At 67.0% G+C, this 26,147-nt stretch carries 31 protein-coding genes and 1 tRNA gene; 15 read left to right on the plus strand and 17 right to left on the minus strand.

Going from position 1 to position 26,147, the window contains the following annotated elements; all coding sequences use genetic code 11:
* Window positions 1–50 precede the first annotated feature (50 nt).
* Window positions 51–2,078 carry a TonB-dependent receptor gene (locus AC3A5N_RS02285; protein WP_487735686.1) on the minus strand — a complete coding sequence of 676 codons (2,028 nt, stop codon included), beginning with the start codon at window positions 2,076–2,078 and terminating at the stop codon, window positions 51–53.
* Between the two features lie 103 nt (window positions 2,079–2,181).
* Window positions 2,182–2,271, minus strand: a tRNA-Ser gene (locus tag AC3A5N_RS02290).
* A 162-nt stretch (window positions 2,272–2,433) separates the two neighbouring features.
* Here AC3A5N_RS02290 and hspQ point away from each other — a divergent pair.
* Window positions 2,434–2,814, plus strand: a complete 381-nt coding sequence (gene hspQ, locus AC3A5N_RS02295; RefSeq protein WP_129522984.1) for a heat shock protein HspQ — start codon at window positions 2,434–2,436, stop codon at window positions 2,812–2,814.
* 16 nt (window positions 2,815–2,830) lie between these two features.
* Here hspQ and AC3A5N_RS02300 read toward each other — a convergent pair whose 3' ends face one another.
* Window positions 2,831–3,733, minus strand: a complete 903-nt coding sequence (locus AC3A5N_RS02300; RefSeq protein WP_487735687.1) for an ABC transporter permease — start codon at window positions 3,731–3,733, stop codon at window positions 2,831–2,833.
* Between the two features lie 74 nt (window positions 3,734–3,807).
* Between AC3A5N_RS02300 and AC3A5N_RS02305 the strand changes: the two genes are divergently transcribed.
* Both AC3A5N_RS02305 and AC3A5N_RS02310 read left to right on the plus strand, forming a co-directional pair.
* The gene (locus AC3A5N_RS02305) at window positions 3,808–4,500 is read left to right on the plus strand and encodes a GcrA family cell cycle regulator (protein WP_487735688.1); all 693 of its coding nucleotides are present in this window, start codon (window positions 3,808–3,810) and stop codon (window positions 4,498–4,500) included.
* Window positions 4,501–4,594: 94 nt separating this feature from the next.
* Entirely contained in the window at window positions 4,595–5,119 is a 525-nt protein-coding gene (locus tag AC3A5N_RS02310; RefSeq protein ID WP_487735689.1) for a DUF1993 domain-containing protein, read from the plus strand.
* 4 nt (window positions 5,120–5,123) lie between these two features.
* Here AC3A5N_RS02310 and AC3A5N_RS02315 read toward each other — a convergent pair whose 3' ends face one another.
* The 8 genes from AC3A5N_RS02315 to AC3A5N_RS02350 all read right to left on the minus strand — a co-directional run bounded on the left by AC3A5N_RS02315 (window position 5,124) and on the right by AC3A5N_RS02350 (window position 12,542).
* Window positions 5,124–5,807, minus strand: coding sequence for a polyamine aminopropyltransferase (locus tag AC3A5N_RS02315; protein WP_487735690.1), 684 nt, complete (start codon window positions 5,805–5,807; stop codon window positions 5,124–5,126).
* A gap of 87 nt (window positions 5,808–5,894) precedes the next feature.
* Window positions 5,895–8,186, minus strand: a complete 2,292-nt coding sequence (pnp, locus tag AC3A5N_RS02320) for a polyribonucleotide nucleotidyltransferase (RefSeq protein ID WP_487735691.1) — start codon at window positions 8,184–8,186, stop codon at window positions 5,895–5,897.
* A 213-nt stretch (window positions 8,187–8,399) separates the two neighbouring features.
* The gene (rpsO, locus tag AC3A5N_RS02325; protein ID WP_487735692.1) at window positions 8,400–8,669 is read right to left on the minus strand and encodes a 30S ribosomal protein S15; all 270 of its coding nucleotides are present in this window, start codon (window positions 8,667–8,669) and stop codon (window positions 8,400–8,402) included.
* Between the two features lie 5 nt (window positions 8,670–8,674).
* Window positions 8,675–9,667 (minus strand): tRNA pseudouridine(55) synthase TruB, encoded by a 993-nt coding sequence (gene truB / locus AC3A5N_RS02330; protein ID WP_487736306.1) that lies wholly within the window; start codon window positions 9,665–9,667, stop codon window positions 8,675–8,677.
* Window positions 9,664–10,167, minus strand: coding sequence for a DUF2239 family protein (locus AC3A5N_RS02335; protein ID WP_487735693.1), 504 nt, complete (start codon window positions 10,165–10,167; stop codon window positions 9,664–9,666). Before AC3A5N_RS02335 ends, truB begins: the two co-directional genes overlap by 4 nt.
* 64 nt (window positions 10,168–10,231) lie before the next feature.
* Window positions 10,232–10,915, minus strand: a complete 684-nt coding sequence (locus tag AC3A5N_RS02340) for a site-2 protease family protein (RefSeq protein ID WP_487735694.1) — start codon at window positions 10,913–10,915, stop codon at window positions 10,232–10,234.
* A gap of 65 nt (window positions 10,916–10,980) precedes the next feature.
* Complete coding sequence (locus AC3A5N_RS02345) at window positions 10,981–11,559, minus strand: thymidine kinase (protein ID WP_487735695.1); 579 nt, start codon at window positions 11,557–11,559, stop codon at window positions 10,981–10,983.
* A gap of 53 nt (window positions 11,560–11,612) precedes the next feature.
* Window positions 11,613–12,542 (minus strand): bifunctional helix-turn-helix transcriptional regulator/GNAT family N-acetyltransferase, encoded by a 930-nt coding sequence (locus tag AC3A5N_RS02350; protein WP_487735696.1) that lies wholly within the window; start codon window positions 12,540–12,542, stop codon window positions 11,613–11,615.
* Window positions 12,543–12,681: 139 nt separating this feature from the next.
* Between AC3A5N_RS02350 and AC3A5N_RS02355 the strand changes: the two genes are divergently transcribed.
* Window positions 12,682–14,286 carry an AbgT family transporter gene (locus tag AC3A5N_RS02355; protein WP_487735697.1) on the plus strand — a complete coding sequence of 535 codons (1,605 nt, stop codon included), beginning with the start codon at window positions 12,682–12,684 and terminating at the stop codon, window positions 14,284–14,286.
* Between the two features lie 10 nt (window positions 14,287–14,296).
* On the opposite strand, the gene rbfA is transcribed toward AC3A5N_RS02355, so the two are convergent.
* The 5 genes from rbfA to rimP form a co-directional block, all read right to left on the minus strand.
* Window positions 14,297–14,692, minus strand: coding sequence for a 30S ribosome-binding factor RbfA (rbfA, locus tag AC3A5N_RS02360; protein WP_487735698.1), 396 nt, complete (start codon window positions 14,690–14,692; stop codon window positions 14,297–14,299).
* Window positions 14,693–14,806: 114 nt separating this feature from the next.
* Window positions 14,807–17,350 (minus strand): translation initiation factor IF-2, encoded by a 2,544-nt coding sequence (gene infB, locus AC3A5N_RS02365; protein ID WP_487735699.1) that lies wholly within the window; start codon window positions 17,348–17,350, stop codon window positions 14,807–14,809.
* 8 nt (window positions 17,351–17,358) lie between these two features.
* Window positions 17,359–18,114 carry a DUF448 domain-containing protein gene (locus tag AC3A5N_RS02370; protein WP_487735700.1) on the minus strand — a complete coding sequence of 252 codons (756 nt, stop codon included), beginning with the start codon at window positions 18,112–18,114 and terminating at the stop codon, window positions 17,359–17,361.
* Complete coding sequence (gene nusA / locus AC3A5N_RS02375) at window positions 18,095–19,786, minus strand: transcription termination factor NusA (protein WP_487735701.1); 1,692 nt, start codon at window positions 19,784–19,786, stop codon at window positions 18,095–18,097. Before nusA ends, AC3A5N_RS02370 begins: the two co-directional genes overlap by 20 nt.
* On the minus strand, window positions 19,786–20,346 hold the full coding sequence (rimP, locus tag AC3A5N_RS02380) for a ribosome maturation protein RimP (protein WP_487735702.1): 561 nt from the start codon (window positions 20,344–20,346) through the stop codon (window positions 19,786–19,788). The genes nusA and rimP overlap by 1 nt, the downstream gene beginning before the upstream one ends.
* Before the next feature lie 358 nt (window positions 20,347–20,704).
* Between rimP and rnk the strand changes: the two genes are divergently transcribed.
* Window positions 20,705–21,109: a nucleoside diphosphate kinase regulator gene (gene rnk / locus AC3A5N_RS02385; protein ID WP_487735703.1), complete on the plus strand. Its 405-nt coding sequence runs from the start codon at window positions 20,705–20,707 to the stop codon at window positions 21,107–21,109.
* 7 nt (window positions 21,110–21,116) lie between these two features.
* On the opposite strand, the gene pspF is transcribed toward rnk, so the two are convergent.
* Window positions 21,117–22,157, minus strand: coding sequence for a phage shock protein operon transcriptional activator (pspF, locus tag AC3A5N_RS02390; RefSeq protein WP_487735704.1), 1,041 nt, complete (start codon window positions 22,155–22,157; stop codon window positions 21,117–21,119).
* Between the two features lie 157 nt (window positions 22,158–22,314).
* On the opposite strand from pspF, the gene AC3A5N_RS02395 reads away from it, so the two are divergent.
* The 10 genes from AC3A5N_RS02395 (at window position 22,315) to AC3A5N_RS02440 (ending at window position 26,147) form a co-directional block, all read left to right on the plus strand.
* Window positions 22,315–22,467 (plus strand): hypothetical protein, encoded by a 153-nt coding sequence (locus AC3A5N_RS02395; protein ID WP_487735705.1) that lies wholly within the window; start codon window positions 22,315–22,317, stop codon window positions 22,465–22,467.
* A complete protein-coding gene (pspA, locus tag AC3A5N_RS02400; RefSeq protein ID WP_487735706.1) occupies window positions 22,464–23,396 on the plus strand; it encodes a phage shock protein PspA in 933 nt (310 codons plus the stop codon). Before AC3A5N_RS02395 ends, pspA begins: the two co-directional genes overlap by 4 nt.
* Before the next feature lie 3 nt (window positions 23,397–23,399).
* Window positions 23,400–23,696 (plus strand): envelope stress response membrane protein PspB, encoded by a 297-nt coding sequence (pspB, locus tag AC3A5N_RS02405; protein ID WP_487735707.1) that lies wholly within the window; start codon window positions 23,400–23,402, stop codon window positions 23,694–23,696.
* Window positions 23,693–24,070, plus strand: coding sequence for an envelope stress response membrane protein PspC (pspC, locus tag AC3A5N_RS02410; RefSeq protein WP_119514347.1), 378 nt, complete (start codon window positions 23,693–23,695; stop codon window positions 24,068–24,070). The genes pspB and pspC overlap by 4 nt, the downstream gene beginning before the upstream one ends.
* Window positions 24,071–24,095: 25 nt before the next feature.
* The gene (locus AC3A5N_RS02415; RefSeq protein ID WP_487735708.1) at window positions 24,096–24,410 is read left to right on the plus strand and encodes a hypothetical protein; all 315 of its coding nucleotides are present in this window, start codon (window positions 24,096–24,098) and stop codon (window positions 24,408–24,410) included.
* Complete coding sequence (locus AC3A5N_RS02420) at window positions 24,407–24,754, plus strand: hypothetical protein (protein ID WP_449014560.1); 348 nt, start codon at window positions 24,407–24,409, stop codon at window positions 24,752–24,754. Before AC3A5N_RS02415 ends, AC3A5N_RS02420 begins: the two co-directional genes overlap by 4 nt.
* Complete coding sequence (locus tag AC3A5N_RS02425; protein ID WP_487735709.1) at window positions 24,751–25,035, plus strand: hypothetical protein; 285 nt, start codon at window positions 24,751–24,753, stop codon at window positions 25,033–25,035. The genes AC3A5N_RS02420 and AC3A5N_RS02425 overlap by 4 nt, the downstream gene beginning before the upstream one ends.
* A complete protein-coding gene (locus tag AC3A5N_RS02430; RefSeq protein ID WP_487735710.1) occupies window positions 25,035–25,289 on the plus strand; it encodes a hypothetical protein in 255 nt (84 codons plus the stop codon). The genes AC3A5N_RS02425 and AC3A5N_RS02430 overlap by 1 nt, the downstream gene beginning before the upstream one ends.
* A gap of 33 nt (window positions 25,290–25,322) precedes the next feature.
* Window positions 25,323–25,568, plus strand: coding sequence for a hypothetical protein (locus tag AC3A5N_RS02435; RefSeq protein ID WP_487735711.1), 246 nt, complete (start codon window positions 25,323–25,325; stop codon window positions 25,566–25,568).
* 171 nt (window positions 25,569–25,739) lie between these two features.
* Window positions 25,740–26,147 carry a SufE family protein gene (locus tag AC3A5N_RS02440; RefSeq protein ID WP_487735712.1) on the plus strand — a complete coding sequence of 136 codons (408 nt, stop codon included), beginning with the start codon at window positions 25,740–25,742 and terminating at the stop codon, window positions 26,145–26,147.

Consider the following 26,147-nt stretch of genomic DNA (forward strand, 5'->3'; position numbering starts at 1 on the left):
CGAACGTCTCCCGCGGCACCGGCGGGAAAGCGGCGCGCACCCGCCGCGGGTCAGTAGCCGAAGCGGACCCCTGCCCACACGGTGCGCGGCGCACCGAGATCGATCGACCCGCCATCGTTGCGCGTCACCACCTCCTCGTCGGTCAGGTTCTCGCCGCGCAGGACCAGCGACAGCCGCTCCGTCAGCGGCACCTGGGCATAGGCGCCCAGGGTGGTCGCCGCGGGCAGCACGTCGGTCTCCTGATCGTCCTCGAACTGCGCGCCGACGTGCCGCACCGAGGCGGAGAGCAGCCAGCCGGGCGAAGGCGTCCACGCGAGCGAAGCGCCGGCGGCCCAGCGCGGCGTCTGTGCCGGGCGGTTGCCGTCGAGATCGGCGGAGGGGCCGCGGCCTTCGACCTCGGCATCGGTCCACGCCAGCGTGCCGTCGAAGCGCAGGACGCCGCGCGTAACCGACAGCCCCCCCTCGACACCGTGTGAGGCGATCGCGGGCAGGTTCTGCCGCTGGCGCAAGTCCGGCGCGAGCGTGACGTTGGCGATCGCACCCTTCACCCGGTTGTCGAATGCGGTGACGCCGAACGCGATCCCCTCGGCCGGGGTCAGGTCGAAGCCAGCCTCGAAGCCTTCGAGCCGCTCGTTCTCGAGCGCGGCGTTGGCCTGGGTAACCACAGGGAAGACCACGAAGGGCCGGTAGAGCTCGTTCAGCGTCGGCTGGCGCAAACCGCTGTAGGCCGCGGCGCGCAGGCGCAGCGCCTCGCTGAGGCCGTAGGTAGCGCCGGCGCGCCAGCCCAGCGTCCAGTCCGCGCGGTCGGGCGCGATCGTCTCCTCGACCGGCACGCCGTTCGCGTCGACGGCGCGGTAGAACCCGTCCGCCACCGTCGTCCGGTCGCCGCGCAGCCCGCCCGTGAGGACGAGATTGCCGAGCGTCCAGTCGTCTTCGATGAACAGGCCGAAGTCGGTGTTCGTGCCGCCCGCACGGCGGCGCTCGGTCAGCGCGCCGGACATGGCGCTGTAGGCTTCCTCCTGCAGTTCGCCCGAGGCGCGGCGATAATCGACGCCCAGGCGCAGCACGTGATCGTCGCCCACCGGCGGCCGCAGCTCCAGCTTGCCGCCGAGCCCGGTCGAAGGCGTATTGCGCTGGTCGAGCACGCGGGTGAACTGGGAGGAACTGATCACGACGTTGGAGAAATTCCGCGCCTGGACATAGGCCAGCGCCTCGAACTGCCAGTCGCCGCGGCCGACCACGCGCAGACTCGCGTCCTGGCCCTCGCTCGACGAATCTGCGCCTTCGAAGCGCAGCGTGCGATCGTCGCGGAACACGAGGCCGCGCGCCTGCAGCTCGATCGTGTCGCTCAGCGGCGCGACCCCGCGCAGACCGACCGACCAGCTATCGAACGCCGCGCGCGCGGTGGCCGGCACGCGGTCCTCCACGGGTGTGGTGAAGAAGCCTCTGCCGCGGTCCCACCGCCCATCAATGACGACGAAGCCGGCGCCCAGATCTTCGGCCAAGCCGAGGCTCGCCTCGGTTCCGCCGCGGTCGTTCGCGAGCAAAGAGGCGGTCAGCGGCCCCGGCGCCCCGGGATCGGCGCTCTCGAGCTCGATCCGTCCGGCCAGCGCGCCGGCGCCGAACGGCCCCGAGCCGCCGCCGCGCGTCACCCGGATCGATCCCAGGCGCTCGGGCGCGATGGCGCTCAGCGGGATATAGCCGAAGAACGGATCGGCCATCGGCACGCCGTCGAGCAGGACCAGTGCGCGGCTGGTCGCATTGCCGCCGAGCGCGCGCAGGGTCACGCCTTGCGCGCTGGGATTCGACGAGCGGCTGTCGGAACGGCGGAACTGCTGAAAGCCCGCGACGGCGCCCAGCACGTCCTCGATCCGGCCGGAAGGCACACTGACGATCTGATCGCGTCCGATCGTGATCGTGTCGTAGGCAGGGGCCGCCGGCGTCTCGTCGAGACCCCGGCCCAGCACGACGATCTCCCTCGCCTCGCTCTCCGGCTCCTCGGCGGCGTCCTGCGCCAGGAGCGGAGCGGCAAGTGCTAGGGGAGGAAGAGCGAGGATAGCAAGATGGTGTGACAGCATGGCGGCGCCCTAACCGATCGCACGGCGGCAGTCAGGCTCAATCTATCGGAGAACTCGCCGCAGCGTGGATGCGCGACCCTCGCTCATGAGCGAGGGGGATTCATGGCGGAGAGGGTGGGATTCGAACCCACGGTACCCGTAAGGGCACAACGGTTTTCGAGACCGTCCCGTTCGACCACTCCGGCACCTCTCCGCACGAGAAAGCGCATGGGGCGCGAGGGCGCCCCGGGGCGTTCGGGAGGGCGGCGGTTAGCGGAGGTCTGCCGCCTTGCCAAGCCCCTTGTTCAACGTGACTGGGGATGACGCGCGTGCTGCGCTTGTCTGGCGGATGCGACACCCTATATTTCCGGCTGTAATGGAACGTTCGCAGTTCTTCTCCGCCCAGGCGGGTCGCTTCATCGAGATGCCGCGTCATGCCACCGCCCGGTTCGGGATTGGTGACGTGGTGCGCCACCGCATGTTCGATTTCCGCGGGGTCATCTTCGATATCGACCCGGTCTTCTCGAATAGCGAGGAGTGGTACGAGGCGATCCCGCAGGACATGCGTCCGCGCCGGGATCAGCCGTTCTACCACCTGCTCGCCGAGAACGAGGATTCGTCCTACGTCGCCTACGTCAGCCAGCAGAACCTGCTGCCCGATTCCGACGGGGGACCGGTCGATCACCCGAACGTGCCCGAACTGTTCGAGGAATTCCGCAACGGCCGCTACCGGATGCGCCGTTCGCTGACGCATTGAGCGCAGGCACGCCGGCTCAGTCCTTGAGCTTCCACCCGGATTTCAGCACGCGGTAGCAGAAGTACGCGAGCGCGAGGTTGAACAGGCCGAGGCCGATCGCGCTCTTCACCAGCGCCGCATCGGTGTTGCCGATGTCGCTCTGGCCCAGAAAGCCGTAGCGGAAGCCCGAGATCACGTAGAAGAACGGGTTCGCGCGGCTGATCGCCTGGAACACCGGGGCGAGGTTGTGGATCACGTAGAACGTGCCCGAAAGCAGCGCGAGCGGGGCGACGACGAAGTTGGTGATCGCCGCATTGTGGTCGAACTTCTCGGCCCAGATCGAGGTCAGCAGGCCCATCAGCGAGAGCATCACGGCGCCCATCAGGCCGAACCAGACGACCGCCCAGACATGCTCCATGGCCAGACTGACACCGGGATAGAACGCCATCGCCAGCGCCACCGCGAGGCCGACCATGATCGCGCGCGTCACCGCGGCGCCGACGATGCCCGCCATCAACTCGCCTTCCGAGAGCGGCGGCATCAGCACGTCGATGATCGTGCCCTGGATCTTGCCGCCGAGCAGCGTGAAGCTGGAATTGGCGAAGGCATTCTGCATCATGCCCATGACGATCAGGCCGGGCGCGACGAATGTGGCGAACGGCACGCCGAGCACTTCGCGGCCCGAGCGGCCCAGGGCGACGGTGAAGATCACCAGAAACAGCAGCGTGGTGACGGCAGGCGCCCACACCGTCTGCGTCTGCACCTTGAGAAATCGCCGAACCTCCTTCATATAGAGGCTCCACAAACCGATGCGGTTGATCCCGTCGAACACGGGCACGCCGCGCGGCGGAAACCGGCTCATGTCGCCGGCATTTTCGTCAACGGGGAATGAGCCTGTTTCGAGGGGCGAACCGGCGGGTGTGCGGGCTTGATCGGCCATTGTGGCGCGACTAGTGCTCCGCGCCTTCGCTGGCAAGCCGCACCCCGATAGATTTTATTGCGAATGGAAACCGAATGAGCTGGACCGACGAACGGATCGCCACGCTGAAGAAGATGTGGGAAGGCGGCGCCACTGCAAGCCAGATCGCCGACGAACTCGGCGGGGTGAGCCGCAATGCGGTGATCGGCAAGGCGCACCGCCTCGGCCTCAAGTCGCGCCCGTCGCCTGTGAAGGCGAACGAGCCGAAGAAGGTGGAGAAGAAGGCCGCGGCCCCTGCGCCCGCGCCGCGGAAGCCCGCGCCGCGTCCTGCGGCGACCAAGGCGCCCGAGACTGTAGCGCCGCCTGCTCCGCCGCGCCAGACGAGCGGCGGAGAGCGTGCGCCTGCCGCCCCGTCCTCGTCGCAGCCGCTGCCGAACCCGAGCTCCAACCTGCCCAAGATCGTTTCGGTCGGCCCCGGCGGCTTCCTGCGCCAGGGCCCGGGCGACCAGCAGGCGCCAATCCCGCCGGCCCCGCCGCGCCGCCTCGTGCCGGCCAAGCCGAGCCCCGAGATTGCCGACAAGACCAGCCTGCTCGACCTTAACGACAGAGTCTGCCGCTGGCCCATGGGCCATCCGGGCGAGCCCGATTTCCACTTCTGCGGCGGTCCGGTGAATCCGGGCTTCCCGTATTGCGTCGAGCATTGCGGGCGGGCCTATCAGGCACAGCTTCCGCGCGGTGCGCGCAGACCCCCTCCGCCGCTGCCGTTCGGCGGTCCGCGGGTCCGCTGACCCGCGGCCGCGGCACGCATTGCGATCGACGCTGGCCCACATCCGGCAAGGCGGTTAGTTGCGGTCGCACACCCGATCGCAAGGAGATCGCCCAATGCCGCTTTCGCTTCACGCCGCCTTCGTTCCGAGCGCATTGCAGATGCTCGGCGCCACCCGGAAACTCGTCGACAAGGCGGAAAGCTGGTGCGCCGAGCAGGGCTGCGACCACGACGCGCTCATCGGCGCGCGTCTGGCCGAGGACATGCTGGCCTTCGACTATCAGGTGAAGAGCGTTGCCGTGCATACGCGGGGCGGGATCGAGGGCGTGCGCGCGGGCGTGTTCTCGCCGGACATGAGCGTGCCGCCGGCGACCTTCGAGGCCATGCGGGCCAAGCTCGACGAGGCCATCGCGGCGCTCGAAGCGGTTTCCGAGGAGGAGATGGAAGGCTGGCTGGGCCGTCCGATGCGCTTCGTGATGGGTGAAAGGACGCTGGACTTCACCGTCGAGGAATTCCTGCTCAGCTTCAGCCAGCCCAACTTCTATTTCCATGCCGCCACCGCTTACGACATCCTGCGGATGAAGGGCCTGCCGCTGGCCAAGCGCGACTTCATGGGAAAGCTGCGGATCAACCGCGACTGAGCGGTCAGGCGCTCCGCCGTGCGAACCAGATCGTGTGGCGCGGGCCCTTGTTGTTCGGGCGGGCGCGGACGGTCCGTTCCTCCACCGTTAGGTCGGCATCCTTCAGCCGGCGCGTGAAACGCGGATCGGTCGCTGCCGACCACACCGCAAGCACGCCGCCGGGATTGAGCGCGTCGCGTGCCCGTGCCAGGCCACCGCGGCCGTAGAGCCGCTCGTTTCCGTCGCGCACGATGCCGTCCGGACCATTGTCGACGTCGAGCAGGATCGCGTCGTAGCGTTCGCTCGTGCCGTCCACCGCGTCGTCGATCAGGGCGGCGACGTCGGCAATCACGACCTCGCCGCGCGGATCGGACAGCGTGTCGCCCGTCAGCTCCGCCAGCGGCCCTGTCGCCCATTCGAGGACTTCCGGCACCACTTCCGCCACGACCACCCTGCCGTCTTGCGGCAGGTGCATGAGCGCGGCGCGGTAGGTGAAGCCCATGCCGTAGCCGCCGATCAGCACGCGCGGCCGCTTCGCCGAAAGCTGCTCCAGCGTCAGTTCGGCGAGTTGCTCTTCGGAAAAGCGCATCCGCGTGCCCATCAGCTCGTCGCGCCCCAGCATGATCACGAAGTCGCGGCCGTGGCGGACGAGCGTCAGCGTGTCCCCTCCGGGAATACGGGCGGTGGCGAGGGTTTCGCGCGGCAGCATCGGCAGTCTCCATAAACGAAAGGGGCCGCGATATGCTCGCGGCCCCTCTTCTTGTGCGAGCTCCCGCGAAGGCGGGACCCGAGCTGTTTAGTCCTTCAGGAAGTCGGGCACGTGGCCTTCGCCGCCGCCCTCGTCACCGGTCCGTTCACGGCGCGGACCGCGATCGCGGTCACGTCCGCCGCCGCCGGTGCGGCCGCGACGGTCACCACCGCGTCCTCCACGACCGCCACCTTCGCGTTCAGCGCGAGGTTCGCGCGGGGGACGGGTGTCCTCCAGCTCCTCACCGGTTTCCTGGTCGACCACGCGCATCGACAGGCGGACCTTGCCGCGCTGGTCAATCTCGAGGACCTTGACCTTCACTTCCTGGCCTTCCGACACGACGTCGGTCGGCTTCTCGACCCGCTCGTTCCTCATTTCGGACACGTGGACGAGACCGTCCTTGCCGCCCATGAAGTTCACGAACGCGCCGAAGTCGACGATGTTGACGACCTTGCCGTCATAGATCTTGCCGACTTCCGCTTCCTCGACGATCCCGGCGATCCACTTCCGGGCCGCCTCGATCTGCGACGAGTCGCTGGACGAGATCTTGATCACGCCCTCGTCGTCGATGTCGACCTTGGCGCCGGTCTCGGCGACGATCTCGCGGATCACCTTGCCGCCCGTGCCGATGACGTCGCGGATCTTCGCCTTGTCGATCTGCATCGTCTCGATGCGCGGCGCGTGCTTGGACACGTCCGTGCGTGCCGAGCCGAGTGCCTTGGTCATCTCGCCCAGGATGTGCGCGCGGCCTTCCTTGGCCTGCGCCAGCGCCTTGGTCATGATCTCCTGCGTGATGCCGGCGATCTTGATGTCCATCTGCAGCGAGGTGATGCCCGCTTCCGTCCCGGCGACCTTGAAGTCCATGTCGCCCAGGTGATCCTCGTCGCCGAGGATGTCGGAAAGAACCGCAAACTCGTCGCCTTCGAGGATCAGGCCCATCGCGATGCCGGAAACCGGGCGCTCGATCGGAACGCCCGCGTCCATCATCGAAAGGCACCCGCCGCACACCGTCGCCATCGAGCTCGAGCCGTTGGACTCGGTGATGTCGGACAGGACACGGATCGTGTACGGGAAGTCCTCATGCTTGGGCAGGACCGGGTGCAGCGCGCGCCAAGCGAGCTTGCCGTGGCCGATCTCGCGCCGGCCGGTGAAGCCGAAGCGACCCACTTCGCCGACCGAGTAGGGCGGGAAGTTGTAGTGCAGCATGAAGTGGGTATACGAAAGACCCTCGAGCCCGTCGATCATCTGCTCGGCGTCCTTGGTGCCAAGCGTGGTGGTGCAGATCGCCTGCGTCTCGCCGCGGGTGAACAGCGCCGAACCGTGCGTACGCGGCAGCAGACCGACCATCGCTTCGATCGGTCGGACCTGATCGACCTTGCGGCCGTCGATGCGCGTGCCGTCCTTGATGATCGCCCCGCGCACGATTTCCGCTTCGAGCTTCTTCGTGAGCTTGATCGCGGTCATCAGCTGCTGGCCGTCGAACTCGTCGGACGAGTAGTGCGCCTTCACCTTCGCGCGCGCGTCGTCGATCGTGTCGCGGCGGTCGGCCTTGCTGGTCATCTTGTAGGCCTTGGCGATGTCGTCGCCGATCATCGCCTTGATCGCTGCCTTCATCTCGGCATGATCGTCCTGCGCGGGAAGCTCCCACGGATCCTTGGCGGCCTGTTCGGCGAGGTCGATGATCGCGCCGATGACCTTCTTCGACTCCTCGTGCGCGAACATGACGGCGCCGAGCATCTCTTCCTCGGTCAGCTCCTTGGCTTCCGATTCGACCATCATCACCGCGTCCTGGGTGGCGGCGACGATGAGGTCGAGGCGGCCGTCCTGCAGCGCCTTGTCCTGGCTCGGGTTGAGCACATACTCGCCGTCGACAAAGCCGACGCGCGCCGCGCCGATCGGGCCCATGAAAGGCACGCCGGAAAGGGTCAGCGCCGCCGAAGCCGCGATCATCGCGACGATGTCGGGCTCGGTCTCGCCATCATAGGAGAGGACCTGCGCGATCACGTTGATCTCGTTGTAGAACCCTTCCGGGAAGAGCGGCCGCACCGGGCGGTCGATCAGGCGGGAGGTGAGCGTTTCCTTCTCCGTCGGGCGCGCTTCGCGCTTGAAGAAGCCGCCCGGGATGCGCCCGGCGGCGGAAAACTTTTCCTGGTAGTGGACGGTGAGCGGGAAGAAATCCTGCCCTTCCTTGACCGACTTGGCGGCGGTGACGGCGCACAGCACCACGGTCTCGCCGTAGGTTGCCAGCACGGCGCCATCGGCCTGACGGGCAATACGCCCGGTTTCCAGAGTGAGGGTCTTGCCGCCCCACTCCAGCGATACGGTTTTCGTGTCGAACATTGGTTTTCCTTCGTGAACCCGCGGCGCCCTATTGCACGGCGGGGCCTACTTGCCGGGGGATACCGTCCCGGTCCGGTGTGGGGCCTTTTCCTGCCCCTAGGCCCCTCCGCCGGAGTGCGAAGGACGACCTGTTATCCGGTCGCAGCGCGAACTGATCGCGCAATGCTCCCATATGCGAAAAGGGCGGCTCACCGAGCCGCCCTTGCTAAACTCTTACTTACGCAGACCCAGCTTCTGGATCAGGCTGTTGTACCGCTCGACGTCCATCTTCTTGAGGTAGGCGAGCAGGCTGCGGCGCTTGTTGACCATGGTCAGCAAGCCGCGGCGCGAGTGATTGTCCTTGTGGTGGCCCTTGAAGTGCTCGGTCAGATTGCGAATACGCTCGGTGAGGATCGCGACCTGCACTTCCGGGCTGCCCGTGTCGTTGTTCGCGCGGGCATTATCCTTGATGATTTCCTGCTTCTTCTCGGCAGTAACCGACATTCTCTTTACTCCGCGGTATCGGGGATGTTGAAACCCCTGACGACTCTCGCCGTCCCCGCCGTCACTTCCATCAGCGCCACCGGAACAATGCCGGTCTTCGCGAGGACGAGCCCGTCGGGATGGGGCATTCCGGAAAGAACCCGGCCCTGTCGGACCGCCTGCGCGCTTTCCGGATCGAGTTGATGGGCCGGGATACCGTCCAGCCCAACCTCGAGCGGCAGGAGATGGTCTTCAAGGCGCGCGCCCTTACCGATTTCGTTGAGCGTGTCCAGTGAAATCGCCTGATCCTGCACGAACGGACCGGCCTTGATGCGCCTGAGATAGGTGACGTGACCGACCGTTCCAAGCGCCCGTGCGATGTCCCTTGCCAGGCTGCGAATGTACGTACCCTTGCTGACATGCGCGACGAGCGTGATGCTGTCGGCCAGTTCGAGCGGCGCCGTGGGATCGAACGGACCGAGACGGCCCGCGTCCGACGCGAATGACGATTCGAGCCCCTCACCCCGCGGCTCTCGCTCGCGAAGGACGTGAAGGTCGTGCACCGTCACCCGCCGCGCCTGCATCGCGACGTCCTCCCCCGCCCGCGCACGATCATAGGCGCGCCTGCCATCGACCTTCACCGCCGAATAGGAAGGTGGAACCTGCTCGACCTCGCCGGTGAAATGCGGCAGAATCGCCTCAACCGCAGCAATCGGCGGCCGATGATCGGACCGCGCGATCGCCTCGCCTTCGGTATCGAGCGTGTCCGTCTCCTCGCCGAACTGCACCGTGAACTCATAGACCTTGCTAGCATCGAGCATGCGCCCGGCGAGCTTGGTCGCCTCGCCCAGCGCGATCGGCAGCACGCCCTCCGCAAGCGGATCGAGCGTGCCGCCGTGCCCGACCTTCGTCTTGGCATAGCCGCCCTCGCGCAAGTTGCGCTTGACCGCGCCGACTGCCTGGGTCGAGCCAAGGCCGCGCGGCTTGTCGAGGATGAGCCAGCCGTGAAGTTGCGTCAGTCTGGAAATGCGAGCCTCCGTCCATGGTCGCGGATTGCCGGCGGCCAGTCGTAACTGAAGTGATCGTAGCCGACCTTGTTTCCGGCATAGATCTCTCGCACCGCATCCACGAAGTGCGGCAGGTTGCCTGCCATCGTGTTGAGGAAGCGATAGGCCGTGTCGTGGTTTTCCTTGGGCGTGCGCCCCTTGCGCAGGGCATCCTCGACCAGCTTGCGCAATGTCGCCGAGGCGCCGCCGCGCTGCCTGGCCAGCCATTCCCAATGGCGCGGCAGCAGCGTGACCTCCTTGGCCTCGACGCCGAGCGCGGGCCGGCCTCTCGGCCGCGGCGCGGGCTGCGCCTCGGCGCGCAGGTCGAGATCGACCTGCCGGCCGGTCTCGTCGTCGAAAGCGAGCAGGTCGGAACTCCGCTCGAGCGGCTGCAGCGCGCGCATTGTCGGCACGACCTCCTCGGCCGGTCCACGCGCCACGATCTCATCCTTGAGGAACACTGTCAGCGTCATCTTTGCCTCCATACGGAGGGCTATATATAACCCGGATGAAAATAATCAATTATACCCGGGTAAATTACCCACCGGCGACCCAGAGTGCGAGCGCCATATACTTCTCGCGCAGCCATTCGACGGGCGGCCAGACGACGTTCTCGATGATCCCGCTGTCGGGGAAGGCCCAGGTGACCGCGATCAGCGCGATCAGCAGGAACATGCCGACCTGCTGCAGCCGCGCGTATTGTGCCGCCATCGATCGCGGCAGCAGCCCCTCGACGATGTGCGAGCCGTCGAAGGGCGGGATCGGCAGGAGATTGAACAGCGCGAGGAAGATGTTGATGACGATGAAGTAGTTGAGCCCCGTCAGCACCCATTCCATCGCGCCGCTGGGCGGCAGCGTCAGCGTTGTGGCGACCAGCCCGAGCGCGATCGCACCCACGCCCGCGAGCAGGAGATTGCTCCCGGGCCCCGCGGCGGCGACCGCCATCATCCCGTAGCGCGGATTGTCGAGCCGGTTCTTGCGCACCGGCACGGGCTTCGCCCAGCCGAACACCGGCCCGCCGAACAGAGCCAGCGCGCCGGGCACGATCAGCGTGCCAATCGGATCGACATGGCGGATCGGGTTGAGCGACAGCCGCCGCTGCTCCTTCGCCGTCGGATCGCCGAGCGCCAGCGCGGTCCATCCATGCGCGACTTCGTGGAACACGATCGCGATCACCAGGCAGGGGATCAGGATGGCGGCAAGGATAAGGGTTTCCGTCATGGCGGGTAGATAGGGTGTGCGGGACCGGCGGCCAAGCGCCCTTCTGGGCTTCGACCCGAAGGGCCTTATCCCGCCAGCGCCTCCGAGAAATGCCGGCGGCACAGCGCGACATAGCGGTCGTTGCCGCCGATCTCGGTCTGCGCGCCGTGCCTGACGGCGCCGCCGCTCGCGTCCACGCGCACGTTCATCGTCGCCTTGCGGCCGCAGTGGCACACGGCCTTGAGCTCGATCAGCGCGTCGGCGATGCCGAGCAGCACGGCCGATCCCGGGAAGAGCTCGCCCTGGAAATCAGTCCGCAGACCGTAGCAGAGCACCGGGATATTCGCCTCGTCTGCCAGGCGCGCGCATTGCCAGACCTGCGCCCTGGTCAGGAACTGCGCCTCGTCGACCAGCACGCAGCCGAGCGGCTCCGCCTTGTGTGCGGCCGTGACGCGCTGCCACAGGTCGGTCTCGGCGTGGTAGCGCTGTGCATCGGCGCCGAGGCCTATGCGGCTCTCGATCGCCTGATGGTCGCCCCGGTCATCGAGCGCGGCGGTCCACAGCATCGTGTGCATGCCGCGCTCGCGGTAATTGAAATCCGCCTGCAGCAGCGTGGTCGATTTCCCCGCGTTCATGCTGGCGTAGTAGAAGTAGAGCTTGGCCATGTCCGCTGGCTAGGCATCCGGCGCGCGGCTGCCAATCGCAGCGCCGCGATTGCTCACAGTTCCAGCAGCCAGCTCTCGCTCAGTTCGGGTTTGCCGAAGTCGTTGTGGGTGTGGGTGTCGACGATCCGGTAGCCCTCGGCGGTGTAGATGCGCCGGGCGCTTTCGAGAACCGCGTGAGTCCAGAGCACGATCCGGCGGTAGCCCGCCTCGCGCGCAAACGCCGTGCACTGCTTCACGAGGGCCTGCCCGACGCCCATCCCGCGGGCCTCCGGCTCGACGTAGAGCAGGCGGAGACGGGCGGTCTCCGCATCGTCCTCGACGAGAAATACCGAGCCCAGCATTCGCCCCTCACGCTCCGCAATCCAGCACTGCTCGCGCTGCGGCTTGAAGTCGCGCAGGAACGAGGCGGTGATCTCGCCGATCAGCGCCTCCATGCCGCGCCCCCAGCCATAGACTTCGTGATAGAGGGTCGATTGCCGCGCGGTGATCAGGCCCATGTCGCCGGTGCGGAACGTGCGGAGCGACCATTCGCCGCGCGCGGTGCCGAACAGCAGTGCGCCGGCCTCGCTCAGCAGCGTGCCGAGACGCCGTGCGCCATCTTCGCCGAGCGGTGCGATCATGCGCACCGTCTGTGCCGCCGTGGTCCGGTCGAGTTCCGCGTAGGCGGCGCGCCCCACGGCCGTCAGCGAGAGCGGCCGCTCCCGTGCATCCGTCCCGCGCCCCCGCTCCACGAACCCGCGCCTGAGCAGTCGCGCAATGAGGCGGCTGAGATAGCCGGGATCGAGCCGCAGTGCGGCAGCGATGTCGCGCGCCAGAGCAGGCTCCCGCTGGACGATCTCGTAGAGGACCCGCGCTTCCACGACCGACAGGTTGCTGCCCATGTAACGCGGTTCGAGCAGACCCATCAGCTGCGAGAAGTCGCGGTTGAACGCTCGCACGCGGTGGACGATCGGATCGATCACAGGGTCAGCGTCGATTTCCACCACTCCGGATTCACAGCTATAGTTGCCGATGTCAAATATTAATGCAGCTGATTGTGGAGGAGCCGATTAACCGGAGCGACAGCAGCCACAGGCGATGCTAGCTCCCACGCACGAAGAACTGTGGAGAGGAACAGACGTGGTGGAAGCGGCAGAGGGCCGAGCACAGAAGGGTATTCTCGGCTGGATCGAACGGAGCGGCAACAAGCTGCCCGATCCGGTATTCCTGTTCTTCTGGCTGATCGCGGTGGTGATCGCGATTTCGCTGCTGGGCAGCCTGCTCGGCTGGTCGGTGGTCCATCCGACCGAGATCGACGAGGCGACAGGCCAGGCACGTGTGATCGCCGCGACCAGCCTGCTCTCGGCCGAGAACATCCAGCGGTTGTGGGTCGAGATGCCCGCGACCTTCACCCATTTCCACCCGCTCGGCTACGTGCTCGTGGTCATGCTCGGCGCGGGCGTGGCCGAGCGCGCCGGGCTGTTCGGCACCGCGATGCGCGCCGGCGTGCGCAACGCGCCCACGTTCCTGCTCACCCCCATCGTCGCCTTCGTCGGCATGATGGGCAACCTCGCCGCCGATGCGGCTTACGTCGTGCTGATTCCGCTGGCGGGGATCATCTTCCACGCCGCCGGCCGCCACCCGGTGGCGGGTATCGCCGCGGCCTTCGCGGGCGTGTCGGGCGGCTTTTCCGCCAACCTCCTGCCCGGCCAGCTCGATGCGCTGCTGTTCGGCATCACCGAAGCCTCGGTCGAGACGGTGTTCGGCGATTTCACCGCGAACATCGCCGGCAACTGGTACTTCATCGCCGCGATGACCGTGCTGTTCCTGCCGGTGATCTGGTACGTCACCGACCGGCTGATCGAACCCCGGCTCGGCGCGTGGAACCCGGGAATGGCCGGGCGCGAGGATTCCGGCGAACAGGGCGACCGCCCGCTGACCGGCGAGGAACGCAAGGGCCTGCGCCGCGCGGGCCTTGCCGTGCTCGCGGTCGTCGCGCTGTGGCTCGCGTTCACCTTCGGCCCGGGCACGCCGCTGATCGACGAGACCGCAACGCCGGAAGCGCGGCTGACGCCGTTCTACCAGAGCCTCGTCGCGGGCTTCTTCCTGCTCTTCCTGCTCGCCGGCTGGGCTTACGGCGCGGCGGCGGGCACGATCGACGACCACCGCGCCCTGGTGAAGATGATGTCAGGCTCGATGGGCGACATGGCGTACTATCTCGTGCTCGCCTTCGCCGCAGCGCACTTCGTGGCCATGTTCGCCTGGTCCAACCTCGGGCTGATCCTGGCGGTCAACGGCGCGGACTTCCTCGGCAATTTAGGGCTTCCCGCGTGGGCTCTGCTCGGAGCGATCGTCGTGGTTTCGGCGCTGCTCAACATCTTCATCGGTTCGGCAAGCGCCAAGTGGGCGCTGCTCGCGCCGGTGCTGGTGCCGATGCTGATGCTGCTCGGGATCACCCCCGAAATGGCGACCGCCGCCTATCGCGTGGGTGACGGCGCGACCAACATCATCACCCCGCTGATGGTCTACTTCCCGCTGATCCTTATCTTCTGCCAGCGCTGGCAGAAGGACTTCGGCCTCGGCAGCCTCGCCGCGACCATGCTGCCCTACTCGATCGGGTTGCTGCTTGCGGGGCTGGTGATGACGATCGGCTGGGTCATGCTCGATCTTCCGCTCGGCCCGGGCGCCGGCGTGTTCATGGACCCGCCGACGACGGTCCAGCCGACCGCCCCGGCGATGGCGGAGTAGCCGCCCCCGATCAGTCCTCGCCCAGGTCCCGCGCCACTTTGGGATCGTTCAGCAGGCGCTCGATCCGCTCGGCTTCGTCGAAGCTCTCGTCAGGCTTGAACTGCAGCTTGGGCGCGAACTTGAGCCCGAGGCGCTTGGCGACCTCGCGCTGGAAGAACGCGGTGTTGGTGCGCAGCGCCTTCAGCACCGCAGCCTCGTCCTCTCCGAGCAACGGCTTCACATAAGCCGCCGCGTTCCGGAGGTCGGGGGTCATCCGCACTTCGGTGACGCTGACGGTGGTCGCCGACAGCGTGTCGTCATGCACCTCGCCGCGCGCGAGCAGTTCCGACAGGATGTGCCGCACCCGCTCGCCCACTTTGAGGACGCGAACCGACTGCTGTTCGGGCGTGGATTGATTGCGGGCCATAGCTCCCTCTCCCCTGCGAGGGAGAGGGCCGGAGAGAGGAGGAACCCCTCGCCGTCAGGGCCGCGGACGGCCCCCTCTCCCAACCCTCTCCCTCGCAGGGGAGAGGGCCATGTCCTACAACGTCCGTTCGCGCTCCTCGACCTCGAACACTTCGAGGTGGTCACCCGGCTTGATGTCGTTCGTGTCGCTGAGCACCACGCCGCATTCGAGACCGGCGCGGACTTCGTCCACGTCGTCCTTGAAGCGCCGCAGCGAGGCGATCGTGGTGGCCGAGACGATGACGTCCTCGCGCGTGAGACGTGCGTGGAGACCCTTGCGGATGACGCCTTCGAGCACGAGGAGGCCGGCGGCCTTGTCCTTCTTGCCCGCGGGGAACACCTGCTTGACCTCGGCACGGCCGACGACGTGCTCGATCCGCTCGGGGCCGAGCTCGCCCGCCATCTCCTTCGCGATCTCCTCGGTCAGGTGATAGATGACGTCGTAGTACATCATCCGCACCTTCTCGCGCTCGACCAGCTGGCGCGCCTTGGCATTCGGGCGCACGTTGAAGCCGAGGATCGGCGCCTTCGAAGCGGCGGCAAGCTGCACGTCGCTTTCGGTGATCGCACCCACGCCTGCGTGAAGCACGCGGACCTTGATGAGATCGTTCGAAAGGTTGTGCAGCGCCGAGTTGATCGCCTCCACACTGCCCTGCACGTCCGCCTTCACCACCACCGGGAATTCGATGACGTCCGACTGAAGATTGCTGAACATCGTGTCGAAATTGGTCGGGGCGAGCGCGGTGCGCTTCTCGGTCGCCTTCTCCTGGCGGTACTGGGCAACCTCACGGGCGCGCTGCTCGTTCTCGACCACGGTGAGCTGGTCACCCGCCATCGGCACGCCGCCGAGGCCGAGAACCTCGACCGGCGCCGAGGGGCCGGCTTCCTTCACCTGCTTGCCCTGATCGTCGATCAGCGCGCGCACGCGGCCGCTCTGGGTGCCGACGACGAAGGTGTCGCCGCGCCGGAGCGTGCCGCGCGTGACGAGCACGGTCGCAACCGGGCCGCGGCCCTTGTCGAGCTGCGCCTCGATCACCGTCGCGTCGGCCGCACGGTCGGGGTTGGCCTTGAGTTCCAGCAGCTCCGCCTGAAGCGCGATCTTCTCGAGCAGATCGTCGAGACCGATCTTCTTGAGTGCGGAGATCTCCACGTCCTGCACGTCACCCGACATCTCTTCGACGACGACTTCGTGCTCGAGCAGACGTTCGCGGATCCGCTGCGGATTCGCGTCTTCCTTGTCGACCTTGTTGATCGCGACGATCATCGGCACGCCCGCGGCCTTCGTGTGATTGATGGCCTCGATCGTCTGCGGCATGATCCCGTCATCGGCGGCGACCACCAGAACGACGATGTCGGTCACGTTGGCACCGCGCGCGCGCATTTCGGTGAACGCCGCGTGGCCCGGCGTGTCGAGGAACGTGATCCTGTCGCCGTTCTTGGTCTTTACCTGATAGCTGCCGATGTGCTGGGTGATGCCGCCGGCTTCGCCCTTCACGACATTGGTGCCGCGCAGCGCGTCGAGCAGCGAGGTCTTGCCGTGGTCGACGTGGCCCATGATCGTGACCACCGCCGGGCGCGACTGGAGCGCCTCGTTCGGATCGACGTCCACGGTCGTGTCGATGTCGACGTCGCTCTCGCTGACGCGCTTGATATTGTGGCCGAATTCCTCGACCAGCAACTCGGCAGTATCCTGGTCGATCGTCTGGTTAACGGTGACCATCATGCCCATGTTGAACAGCGCCTTCACCAGGTCGGCGCCCTTCTCGGCCATGCGGTTGGCGAGTTCCTGGACGGTGATCGCCTCGGGCACAACAACGTCGCGCACCTGCTTCTCACGGGGCCTCGACGGTCCGCCCTGCGTCCGGCGCTCCTTCTCCCGCGCACGCTTGAGCGCAGCGAGCGAGCGCGCACGGCGCCCTTCGTCCTCGTTGAGCGCCTTGGTGACGGTGAGCTTGCCCGAACGGCGCTTGTCGACGCGCTCCGTGGCAGCACCGCCACCGCCGCCGCGCTTCTCGTCCTTCTTCTTCTTTTCCGGCTTCTTCGGCTCGGGGCGCGCGACCGGCGTGAAACGGCGCGGCGCGGGAGCCGTGGCTTCGGAGGACGACGACGGCTGAGGCTCGGCCGGGGCCGGTGTCTCTTCCCCGCCACCTTCAGCGGGCGCGGGCGCAGGCGTGGGCGCAGCAGCTTCCTCGGCAGCGCGCTTCTCCGCTTCCTCTGCGGCCTTGCGATTCTCCTCGGCGCGGCGCTTCTCGTCCTCGGCCGCCTGGCGCGCAGCCGCATCGTCGCGGCGGCGTGCCTCTTCGGTGAAGCGCAGGCGCTCTTCCTCGGCCTCGCGCTGAAGGCGCGCGACGCGTTCCTGCGGGGTCTCGCCCGCAGGCGCCTTCTTCGGCGCGGGCTTCTTCGCGACTGGCTCCGGCGCCGGCGGCGGCGGCGGGGGCGGCGGCGGAGGGGGGGGAGGCGGCGCCGCTTCGCCCGGCTTGACGAGCTTGCGGCGGCGCTTCACCTCGACCGCAACCTTGTTGGTGCGGCCGTGGCTGAAGGTCTGCTTGACCTCGCCCGCGTCCACCGACCTTTTCAGGCCGAGCGGTTTGCGGGGGCGCTGGTTGTCACTATCGCTCATAAAACTCGTCAATCCTTCAAATCAATCAGCTTGTCCCCGGTCGGGACCGGGGAACGCGGCGAACCGGAGGCCGGTTCGCCGTCATCGTCGGCAGCCGCAAGGCCCCTGAAATGCAACAGGCGCGCGAGGATCGCTCGGATCCGCTCGGCCGCAGCATCACCGGCCAGCGCCAAGTGGACGACATTGTCGCGGCCCAATGCCACAGACAGCGCCGCCCGGTCCAGTGGCAAGCGGATGCCCCTTTCGCCGGTCCCTTCCGCCTCGCGCCCTACGCGCCAGGCCTGGTCGAGCTTCTTGGTCCCGTCCTCGCTGGCGTCCGCGGCGTGGAGCAGCAGAGCCACGCGGCCGCTGCGCGCGTGCTCGGCGATCCGATCGGACCCCAAGATAAGCTTTCCGGCGCGCATTTCGAGTCCCAGCCGGTCGAGCAGCACGCGGACCAGCGCATCGTCGACCTTCTGCGGCAGGTCTTCGGGCACGGTCAGCGGCGCGCCCTTGAACGCGCGCGCCAGCGCTCCGCGCAGCCGGCCCTTCGCCACCGCTCCTTCGAGCACGGCCCGGGTGACGCCGATCCAGGCACCGCGACCGGGGGCCCTGGCAAGCGGATCGGGCAGCACCAGGCCGTCGGGCGAGATCGCGAGGCGGATCAACGCATCGCGCGCGCCATGCTCCCCGGAGAGGATGCACCGCCGTTCCGGCACGGACTTTCCCGTGCCGGCGGCGTCAGCGATGTCGGACGTCAGGCGCTCATTGTTCGGAGTCCGCATCGGCGGCCTCCTCGGTGACGGGTTCCTCGGCAGCAGGCGCGGGAGTGGGCTCGTCGGACGCCGGAGCGGGCGCCGGTTGCTCGTCCTCGAACCAGTGCGCACGCGCGGCCATGATGATCTCGTTGCCCTGCTCTTCGCTCAGGCCGTATTCGCCGAGCACGCCGCCCTTGTCCTGCTCGCGCGCCGGGGGGCGCCGGGTGGGCGGGCCATCGGTGTTGTTGCGGCGGCGCGGCGCTTCGCGCTTCTTCGCGATCAGCTCGTCGGTGGCAAGGTCGGCGAGATCGTCGAGCGTCTTGATGCCCGCCTTGCCCAGCGTGACGAGCATTTGCTCGGTCAGGTGCGGGATTTCGGCCAGCGCGTCGTCGACGCCGAGTTCGCGGCGTTCGGTGCGCGCAGTTTCCTCGTGCCGCTCGATCGCCTCGAGCGCACGGCTCTGAAGCTCTTCGGCGAGTTCGTCGTCGAAGCCTTCGATCGAGGCGAGCTCGTCGAGCTCCACATAGGCCACTTCGTCGAGCTCGGCGAAGCCTTCGGCCACGAGAAGCTGCGACAGCGTCTCGTCCACGTCGAGTTCTTCCTCGAACATCTTGGAGCGTTCGGCGAATTCCTTCTGCCGCTTCTCGCTCGCCTCTTCCTCGGTCATGATGTCGATCTGGTGACCGGTGAGCTGGCTGGCGAGGCGCACGTTCTGGCCGCGGCGGCCGATCGCGAGACTGAGCTGGTCGTCGGGCACGACGACTTCGATCCGCCCCTCGTCCTCGTCGAGCACGACGCGGCTGACGGTGGCGGGCTGGAGCGCGTTAACCACGAACGTCGCCGTGTCCTCGCTCCAGGGAATGATGTCGATCTTCTCGCCCTGCAGTTCCTGCACGACGGCCTGGACGCGGCTGCCCTTCATACCGACGCAGGCGCCGACGGGGTCGATCGAGCTGTCGCGGCTGATCACGCCGATCTTGGCGCGGCTGCCCGGATCGCGGGCGGCGGCCTTGATCTCGATGATGCCGTCGTAGATCTCGGGCACTTCCTGCGCGAAGAGCTTCTTCATGAACTCGGGATGGGCGCGGCTGAGGAAGATCTGCTGCCCGCGGTTGTTGCGTTCGACCTTGGTGATCAGCGCGCGCACGCGCTCGCCGACACGGGCGGCCTCGCGCGGGATCTGCTGGTCGCGGCGGATGACGCCCTCGGCCCGGCCGAGGTTGACGATCACGTGGCCGAATTCGACCGACTTGATCACGCCGGTGATAACCTCGTCCGCGCGGTCCTTGAACTCCTCGTACTGGCGCTCGCGCTCGGCGTCGCGAACCTTCTGGAAGATCACCTGCTTGGCGCTCTGCGCGTCGATGCGGCCGAGATCGACCGGCGGCAGGGGATCGACGATGAAGTCACCCAGCTTGGCCTCGGCGTCGAGCTTCTTCGCCGCCTCGAGATCGATCTGCTTGAAGTAGTCCTCGACTTCCTCGACCACCTCGACAACGCGCCACAGGCGCAGGTCGCCGGTCAGCGGGTCGAGCTTGGCGCGAATGTCGTTCTCGGCGCCGTAGCGGTTGCGCGCGCTCTTCTGGATTGCTTCTTCCATCGCCTCGATGACGATCGCCTTGTCGATCATCTTCTCGGAGGCGACCGCATTCGCAATCGCGAGCAGCTCGGCCTTGTTGGCGGAAATTGCACTGGCCATCAGTCGTCAGCCTTCTCTTCTTCGACAATATCTTCGGCGCCGCTGGCGTCGATCGGTCTGGTGGCGGCGATGAGTTCGTCGGTCAGGACGAGTTTCGCCGAATGAACTGCATCGAGCGGCACCGCGATGGCGCCCGCCTTGCGGTCCTCGATCAGCACTTTGCCGTCTTCGAGACCACCCAGGGCGCCGCGCAGATTGCGCAGTCCGTCGATCTTCTCCGCAAGCGCGATCTTGGCCTCGTGTCCGGCCCAGCTCTCGAAATCCTTCGGCCGGGTGAGCGGCCGGTCGATTCCGGGGGAGCTGACTTCCAGGTGATAGGCGCCTTCGACCAGCACCGTGCCCTGTTCCTCGAGCTCATCGAGCTTTTCCGAGATGCGGCGCGAGAGCGCAGCGCACTGGTCGAGCACGAGCTGCCCGGTCGCCGGGTCCTCGGCCATGACCTGCAGCGCCTGCCCGCCGTCCCCGGCTTCCGAGGCGATCATCTTCACGCGCACGAGATCGAAGCCGAGCGCGTTCGCTTCGGGCTCGATAATCTCGGTCAGGCGCGCCAGATCGGCCATTCGGTCTCCAGGTTTACACGACGGATGCGACAAGCAGGTTTCGTGCCGGCCCCTTTCGGCGCCAGCCCCTCCAGTGTCGCGACAATGTCGGGATTGATGCGCAGATAGACTCGGCCGGCCGCATTTGCAACCGCATTCGACTCACCGCCACGGCCGGCACCGCATCCATTTGACACCGGGCCACCAAGGTGACAGCTTCGCGCGATGACGACAGCGCACTTTCGACATCACGGGGGACAACTTCTCGCGGGCATCTAGCCCCGGGTCCGGTGCGCGCACGCCCCGTACCCGGGGCGAACATTCCGTCTTCTGACGCGCGACGCGCGGATTTCCAAACCTTCCTCGAAAGATTCGATCCATGACCGCCCAGCAGGCCGCAGAACGGCCTCCCATCACCCTCGTCGAAAGCGAAGCCGATGCGCTCGCCGATCTCGCCTTCGGTATCCGCACCCGCCATCCGAACGTCAGCCGCATGCTGCTGGAGGAGATCGACCGGGCCGAGACGCTGCCCGCCGAAGAGGTGCCGGGGGACGTGGTGACCATGGGCTCGACGGTCGAGTTCGTCGTCCAGAAGACCAGCGAACGCCGGACAGTCAAACTCGTCTACCCGAAGGATGCGGATATCGCCGAGGGGCGGCTTTCGATCCTCACCCCCGTCGGCGCCGGCCTGATCGGCCTGCGCGTGGGGCAGTCGATAAGCTGGCCCGACCGCAACGGCGAGGAACGACTGCTGACGATCGAGAATGTCACGCGGCCCGGCTAGAGCGCCGTCAGCTCTCGCCGTCGCCGCGCTCGGCCAGGCCGTGCTTCCGGATGCAATGCCGTAGCTGATCGTAGGTGAGGCCGAGCGCCCGCGCCGTCTGGCGCTGGTTCCAGCGGTGCTTGCCGAGGGCATGCTCGACGATGCGGCGCTCGTGCGCGTCGACTTCGGCGCGCAAGTCCTCGACCGCATCGAGATCGAGCCCGCCCGGCCGTGCGGGCGCTGCCGGGGCGGCCGCGCCGCCCTGAGCCTTGCGCGTGGGCGGCGAGAACGGCTTCCACGGCGAATCGAACGGGTCGAACTGCACGTGCCCGATCGGCTCGCGCCAGCTGTCCCAGCGATAGACCGCCCGCTCGACCACGTTGCGCAGCTCGCGGACATTGCCCGGCCAGGAATGCTCCTCGAGCTGGCGCGCGACGTGCTCGGCGAAGCCCGGCCAGCCGTCCCAGTGCAGTTCCGCGGCCATGCGGCGGCCAAAGTATTCGGCGAGCACCTCGATATCGCCCTCCCGCACGCGCAACGGCGGCAGGGTGATGACTTCGAAGCTCAGCCGGTCGAGCAGGTCGGCGCGGAACTCGCCGCGCTCGGCCAGCTCGGGCAGGTTCTCGTTGGTCGCGGCGACGATCCGCACGTCGACCCGGATCGGGCGACTCGAACCAATCCGCGTGACCTCGCCATATTCGACCGCGCGCAGCAGCCGCTCCTGCGCCGCCATCGACAGCGTGCCCAGTTCGTCGAGGAATAGCGTCCCTTTGTCGGCTTCCTCGAACCTTCCCGCGCGCACTCTGGTAGCACCGGTGAATGCTCCGGCCTCGTGGCCGAACAGCTCCGCCTCGATCAGCGTTTCGGGCAGCGCGGCGCAGTTCATCGTCACGAGCGGCTCGTCCCAGCGGGTCGAGAGGCGGTGGAGGCGTTCGGCGATCAGTTCCTTGCCGGTTCCCCGCTCGCCGATCACCAGCACCGGCCTGCGCATCGGAGCGGCGCGGCTGGCGCGCTCGACCGCGTCGAGAAACGCGCTCGATTGACCGATGAACTGGTTGTCGCGATCCATGGCACCAACCTATAGTGAAATCCGCCGATTATTGGCAACAGAAACCAACGCCTGATATGCAAGATGAAGGTAAGTATTTGAAAATTAGTGGTTTTATGAGTTTGGCACACCTCTTGCGAAACTGTTCCCGTAACCGAGTTCCGGGAGGACCCACACAATGTACGACCGCCGCTTCTTTCAGACCAAGCTGGGACAGGCCGCCCTCGCCAGCGTCACCGCGATGGCCCTGTTCGTGGCGCTGAGCGGCCAGATGCACGCCTCGCCGGCCATGGCCGCGACGGTCGGATGCCAACAGGTCGAACTGGCGTGACCAAGCCGACCGATCTCGACCCGTTTGGGCCGGAGCGCGAGCCCCCCCAGTCCCGCGGCGCCAAAGAGCGCGCCGACCGCGCTTCGGCCCATAGCCGCCTGTCGCGCCTCGATGAGGAAGTCGAGCGCCTGCGCACCAGCCCGACCCCGACGCAGGGGAGGCCGACGCAGGGCCGGTCCCACGCACGCGCAGGCAGCGGCTGGTCGAGCGAGTTCAATTTCAACGGAGTGCCCCTGATGGGAATTTTCAGCCGTACCCGCGACATCATCGCCGCGAACTTCAACGACATGCTCGACAAGGCCGACGACCCGGCCAAGATGATCCGCATGATCATCCTCGAGATGGAGGAGACGCTGGTCGAGGTCCGCGCGAGCGCCGCGCGCACCATCGCCGATCAGAAGGAGATGCATCGCCATACCGTCAAGCTCGACCGGCTTCAGGCGGACTGGGGCGAGAAGGCCCAGCTCGCGCTCAGCAAGGATCGCGAGGATCTCGCCCGCGCCGCGCTGGTCGAGAAGAAGAAGGCGGCCGACATGGCCGAGCAGCTCAAGCAGGAAATCGCGGTGCTCGACGATGCGCTGCGCGCCTACGAGCAGGACATCGCCAAGCTGCAGCAGCGCCTGCGCGAGGCCCGCAGCCGGCAGACCGCGATTGCCGCGCGCCTCGAAAGCGCTGAGAACCGCGTCAAGCTGCGCACGCTGATGAGCACCGAGCGCACCGATGAAGCGCTGGCGCGCTTCGACCAGCTCGAACGCCGCGTCGATTACGCCGAAGGGCGCGCCGACGCGCTCTCGCTGTCCGACGGAAGCGGCCAGCTCTCGCTCGCCGACGAGATCGCCTCGCTCGAGGATTCAGACCGGGTCGACGAGGAACTGGAAGCGATGAAGCGCGCGCTCGGCAAGGGCGACGCCGCAAACAAGGGGGACTGATCCATGGAAGAGGTACTGGCAATCGTCGCGATCTTCATCGCGCTTCCGTGGATCATTCTCCACTACGTCACCAAGTGGAAGACCTCTGCCACGATCACTACCGACGACGAGGCCCTGCTCGAGGAGCTCTACAGCCTCGCCAAGCGGCTCGACGAGCGGATGGACACGGTCGAGCGGCTGGTGGCCTCCGACAATCCGGACTTCAAGCCTGCCCGGCTGATGCACGACCGCGAAATCGATAACGAAAAGTTGCGCGAGCTCGACCGCATGCTCGCCGAGAAGAAGGGAGCCCACCAGTGAACAGCCCGCGCACAACGCTTTATCGCGACAAGCAGAACGCCAAGCTGATGGGCGTCTGCGCCGGGATCGCCGACTACACCGGGGTCAACGCGCTCTGGGTCCGGCTCGGCTTCATCGGGCTGACGTTCGTAGCCGGCGGCGGCACCATACCGTTCTATTTCATCGCGGGCCTGCTGCTGAACAAGAAACCCCCGCACCTCTACGTAGATCGCGAGGAGCAACAGTACTGGCAGCGCGTGCGGCAGAGCCCGAAGCGCACCGCGCGCGAGATCCGCGCCCGGATGCGCGACATCGATCGCCGCCTGGCCGAAGTCGAGACTTACTATGTCTCGTCTAATCCACGCCTGACCGCCGAAATCGAGCGGCTGCGCTGAAAGCAAGATTGCAGGGAGTGAAACAATGGATCCGGCAACCCTTGGCGTAATGATCCCCATTATCGCTTTGATGATCCCGATCGTCGCTATCTGGGCCAGGCATCAGCAGAAAATGGCGGAGATGAATGTCAAATCCACCGCCGAGATGACTGCCGAAAAAGCCGCCCAATACGCCAGTCATATCAAGGATCTCGAAGATCGCGTGCAGGTGCTCGAGCGCATCGTCACCGACCGCGGCTACGACATCGCCACCCAGATCGAAGCCCTGCGCGACAAGCGCGAGGTCGAGGAACGCGACACCGGTGTGCCGCTTCGCATGCCGAACCGGGAGAACGCATGATGCAAGTACAGGGCGTCGAACTTCTCCCCTACCTGCCCTGGATCATCGCCGGCGCAACCGCCGTCGGTCTGGCGGGCGTGTTCGGATGGATCCACACCACCCGGTTGCGGATCAAGCACGGTTATCCGCTGGAAGGCATGTGGGGCCAGTCGCTCAAGCCGAGCACCGATGCCCAGGCTGCCGAGCGCATCAGGCTGCTCACGCAGGAGAACGCCGAGCTGCGCGCCGAAGTCGGATCGATGAAGGACCGGCTCGCCAATGTGGAGCGGATCGTCACCGACAGCGGCTATCAGCTCACGCATGAGATCGACCGTCTGCGCGAAGGCAAGGAGAAGGTGCAATGAACATCGCTGAAGCCATCGCCTTCTGCGCGCTCGTCATCGGCCTGATCTCGGGCGCCGGCATCTGGCTCGATGCCTACAAGCGGCGCCTGACCAACCGCGAGCGCGAACTCGAATTGCAGGCCCGCGCGGCCGAAGCGCGGGGCCGGACGGGCGACGTGGAGGTGACGAAGCTTGAAAGCCGCCTGCGCGTCCTCGAACGGATCGCCACGGATCGCGGCCAGGATCTGGCCATCCAGATCGAGGGTCTGCGCCACGACATCGACAGCCGGGAGAAGGTATAATGAACTTCTGGACCGCCCTGGTCGTGATCGTCGCCATCTGGGGCTTCGTGCAGCTCGTGACCGCGCGGCAGGCACGCCGCAGGCACCGGCACGGCGAACCGGGGACCGATCTCGCCGCGCCGCAGCCCGATCCCGGCACCCAGCGCGAGCTGGAGGAACTCCGTGAACGGGTAAAGGTGCTGGAACAGATCACTGTCGACGGGCGCGAGGCGAAGGCGATCGCCGACGAGATCGAGCGGCTGCGCGACAGGTAGGCCGGGCCCCAAAGGGAATCGCAGGAAGGAGCAATGCATATGAGCGACCAGATCATCATCGCCGCCGCAGCGCTCGCCGCCATCGGGATCGTCGCGCTGGTCATGCTGCGCGGCTGGCAGGGATGGCTGGCGCTCAAGGAACGCGAGCTCGAACGCGTCGGCCACCCACTGCGGGAGATCGAAGGCGGCGCACCGCTGGGCGCGGCCCGGATCGAAATCGCCGATCTCAAGGAACGCATCCGCAAGCTGGAAGCCATTGCCAGCGGCGTGGATTTGTAAGCCCTTACGCCGGCAAGAATGCGTCATCCCACTGACGCCGGGCTCGCGTGCTCCCCTTTCCCCAACACCCGTCATCCCAGCGAAAGCTGGGATCGCTGTCCGCCAGGTCGCGCATTGCTGCACGCGATCCCAGCTTTCGCTGGGATGACGATACTGATAACCGCCGCGGCTATGCGAACCCTCGACGATATCCGCGAAGAGTATGAATTCCTCGAAGGCGACGAACGCTATCGCCTGTTGATCGAGCTCGGCCGCGACCTCGACCCCATGCCCGAGGCGCTCAAGACCGACGCCACGCTGGTGCGCGGCTGCTCGGCCGCGGTCTGGGTCTATCCGACCGAGCGGGACGGCGAACTGCACTTCCTCGCCGACAGCAATGCCGCGATTACCAAGGGGATCGTCGCGCTGGTGATCGCCGCAGTACAGGACAGGCCGGCCGACGAAGTCGCTGCGATGGACGTGACCGCCGCGCTCGCGCCGTTCGACCTGAAGAACCAGCTCAGTTCCAACCGCACGCAGGGCGTGCCCAACATGATCGCGCTGGTGAAGGATCACGCCGCACGGATCGCGGCCGGCTGA

It is taken from the genome of Pelagerythrobacter sp. Soil_C_18 (genome assembly GCF_057657235.1).

Coding starts and splice junctions, on each gene's coding strand:
- AC3A5N_RS02370 (WP_487735700.1), bottom strand. CDS start 18,114: ATGCGGACTCCGAACAATGAGCGCCTGACGTCCGACATCGCTGACGCC.
- AC3A5N_RS02335 (WP_487735693.1), bottom strand. CDS start 10,167: ATGACGCTGACAGTGTTCCTCAAGGATGAGATCGTGGCGCGTGGACCG.
- AC3A5N_RS02435 (WP_487735711.1), top strand. CDS start 25,323: ATGCATATGAGCGACCAGATCATCATCGCCGCCGCAGCGCTCGCCGCC.
- AC3A5N_RS02315 (WP_487735690.1), bottom strand. CDS start 5,807: ATGCTGCCGCGCGAAACCCTCGCCACCGCCCGTATTCCCGGAGGGGAC.
- AC3A5N_RS02430 (WP_487735710.1), top strand. CDS start 25,035: ATGAACTTCTGGACCGCCCTGGTCGTGATCGTCGCCATCTGGGGCTTC.
- pspB (WP_487735707.1), top strand. CDS start 23,400: ATGGAAGAGGTACTGGCAATCGTCGCGATCTTCATCGCGCTTCCGTGG.
- infB (WP_487735699.1), bottom strand. CDS start 17,350: ATGAGCGATAGTGACAACCAGCGCCCCCGCAAACCGCTCGGCCTGAAA.
- rbfA (WP_487735698.1), bottom strand. CDS start 14,692: ATGGCCCGCAATCAATCCACGCCCGAACAGCAGTCGGTTCGCGTCCTC.
- rpsO (WP_487735692.1), bottom strand. CDS start 8,669: ATGTCGGTTACTGCCGAGAAGAAGCAGGAAATCATCAAGGATAATGCC.
- AC3A5N_RS02310 (WP_487735689.1), top strand. CDS start 4,595: ATGCCGCTTTCGCTTCACGCCGCCTTCGTTCCGAGCGCATTGCAGATG.
- AC3A5N_RS02340 (WP_487735694.1), bottom strand. CDS start 10,915: ATGACGGAAACCCTTATCCTTGCCGCCATCCTGATCCCCTGCCTGGTG.
- AC3A5N_RS02425 (WP_487735709.1), top strand. CDS start 24,751: ATGAACATCGCTGAAGCCATCGCCTTCTGCGCGCTCGTCATCGGCCTG.
- AC3A5N_RS02300 (WP_487735687.1), bottom strand. CDS start 3,733: ATGGCCGATCAAGCCCGCACACCCGCCGGTTCGCCCCTCGAAACAGGC.
- hspQ (WP_129522984.1), top strand. CDS start 2,434: ATGGAACGTTCGCAGTTCTTCTCCGCCCAGGCGGGTCGCTTCATCGAG.
- rnk (WP_487735703.1), top strand. CDS start 20,705: ATGACCGCCCAGCAGGCCGCAGAACGGCCTCCCATCACCCTCGTCGAA.
- AC3A5N_RS02345 (WP_487735695.1), bottom strand. CDS start 11,559: ATGGCCAAGCTCTACTTCTACTACGCCAGCATGAACGCGGGGAAATCG.
- AC3A5N_RS02415 (WP_487735708.1), top strand. CDS start 24,096: ATGGATCCGGCAACCCTTGGCGTAATGATCCCCATTATCGCTTTGATG.
- AC3A5N_RS02305 (WP_487735688.1), top strand. CDS start 3,808: ATGAGCTGGACCGACGAACGGATCGCCACGCTGAAGAAGATGTGGGAA.
- rimP (WP_487735702.1), bottom strand. CDS start 20,346: ATGGCCGATCTGGCGCGCCTGACCGAGATTATCGAGCCCGAAGCGAAC.
- pnp (WP_487735691.1), bottom strand. CDS start 8,186: ATGTTCGACACGAAAACCGTATCGCTGGAGTGGGGCGGCAAGACCCTC.
- AC3A5N_RS02420 (WP_449014560.1), top strand. CDS start 24,407: ATGATGCAAGTACAGGGCGTCGAACTTCTCCCCTACCTGCCCTGGATC.
- pspF (WP_487735704.1), bottom strand. CDS start 22,157: ATGGATCGCGACAACCAGTTCATCGGTCAATCGAGCGCGTTTCTCGAC.
- nusA (WP_487735701.1), bottom strand. CDS start 19,786: ATGGCCAGTGCAATTTCCGCCAACAAGGCCGAGCTGCTCGCGATTGCG.
- AC3A5N_RS02395 (WP_487735705.1), top strand. CDS start 22,315: ATGTACGACCGCCGCTTCTTTCAGACCAAGCTGGGACAGGCCGCCCTC.
- AC3A5N_RS02440 (WP_487735712.1), top strand. CDS start 25,740: ATGCGAACCCTCGACGATATCCGCGAAGAGTATGAATTCCTCGAAGGC.
- AC3A5N_RS02285 (WP_487735686.1), bottom strand. CDS start 2,078: ATGCTGTCACACCATCTTGCTATCCTCGCTCTTCCTCCCCTAGCACTT.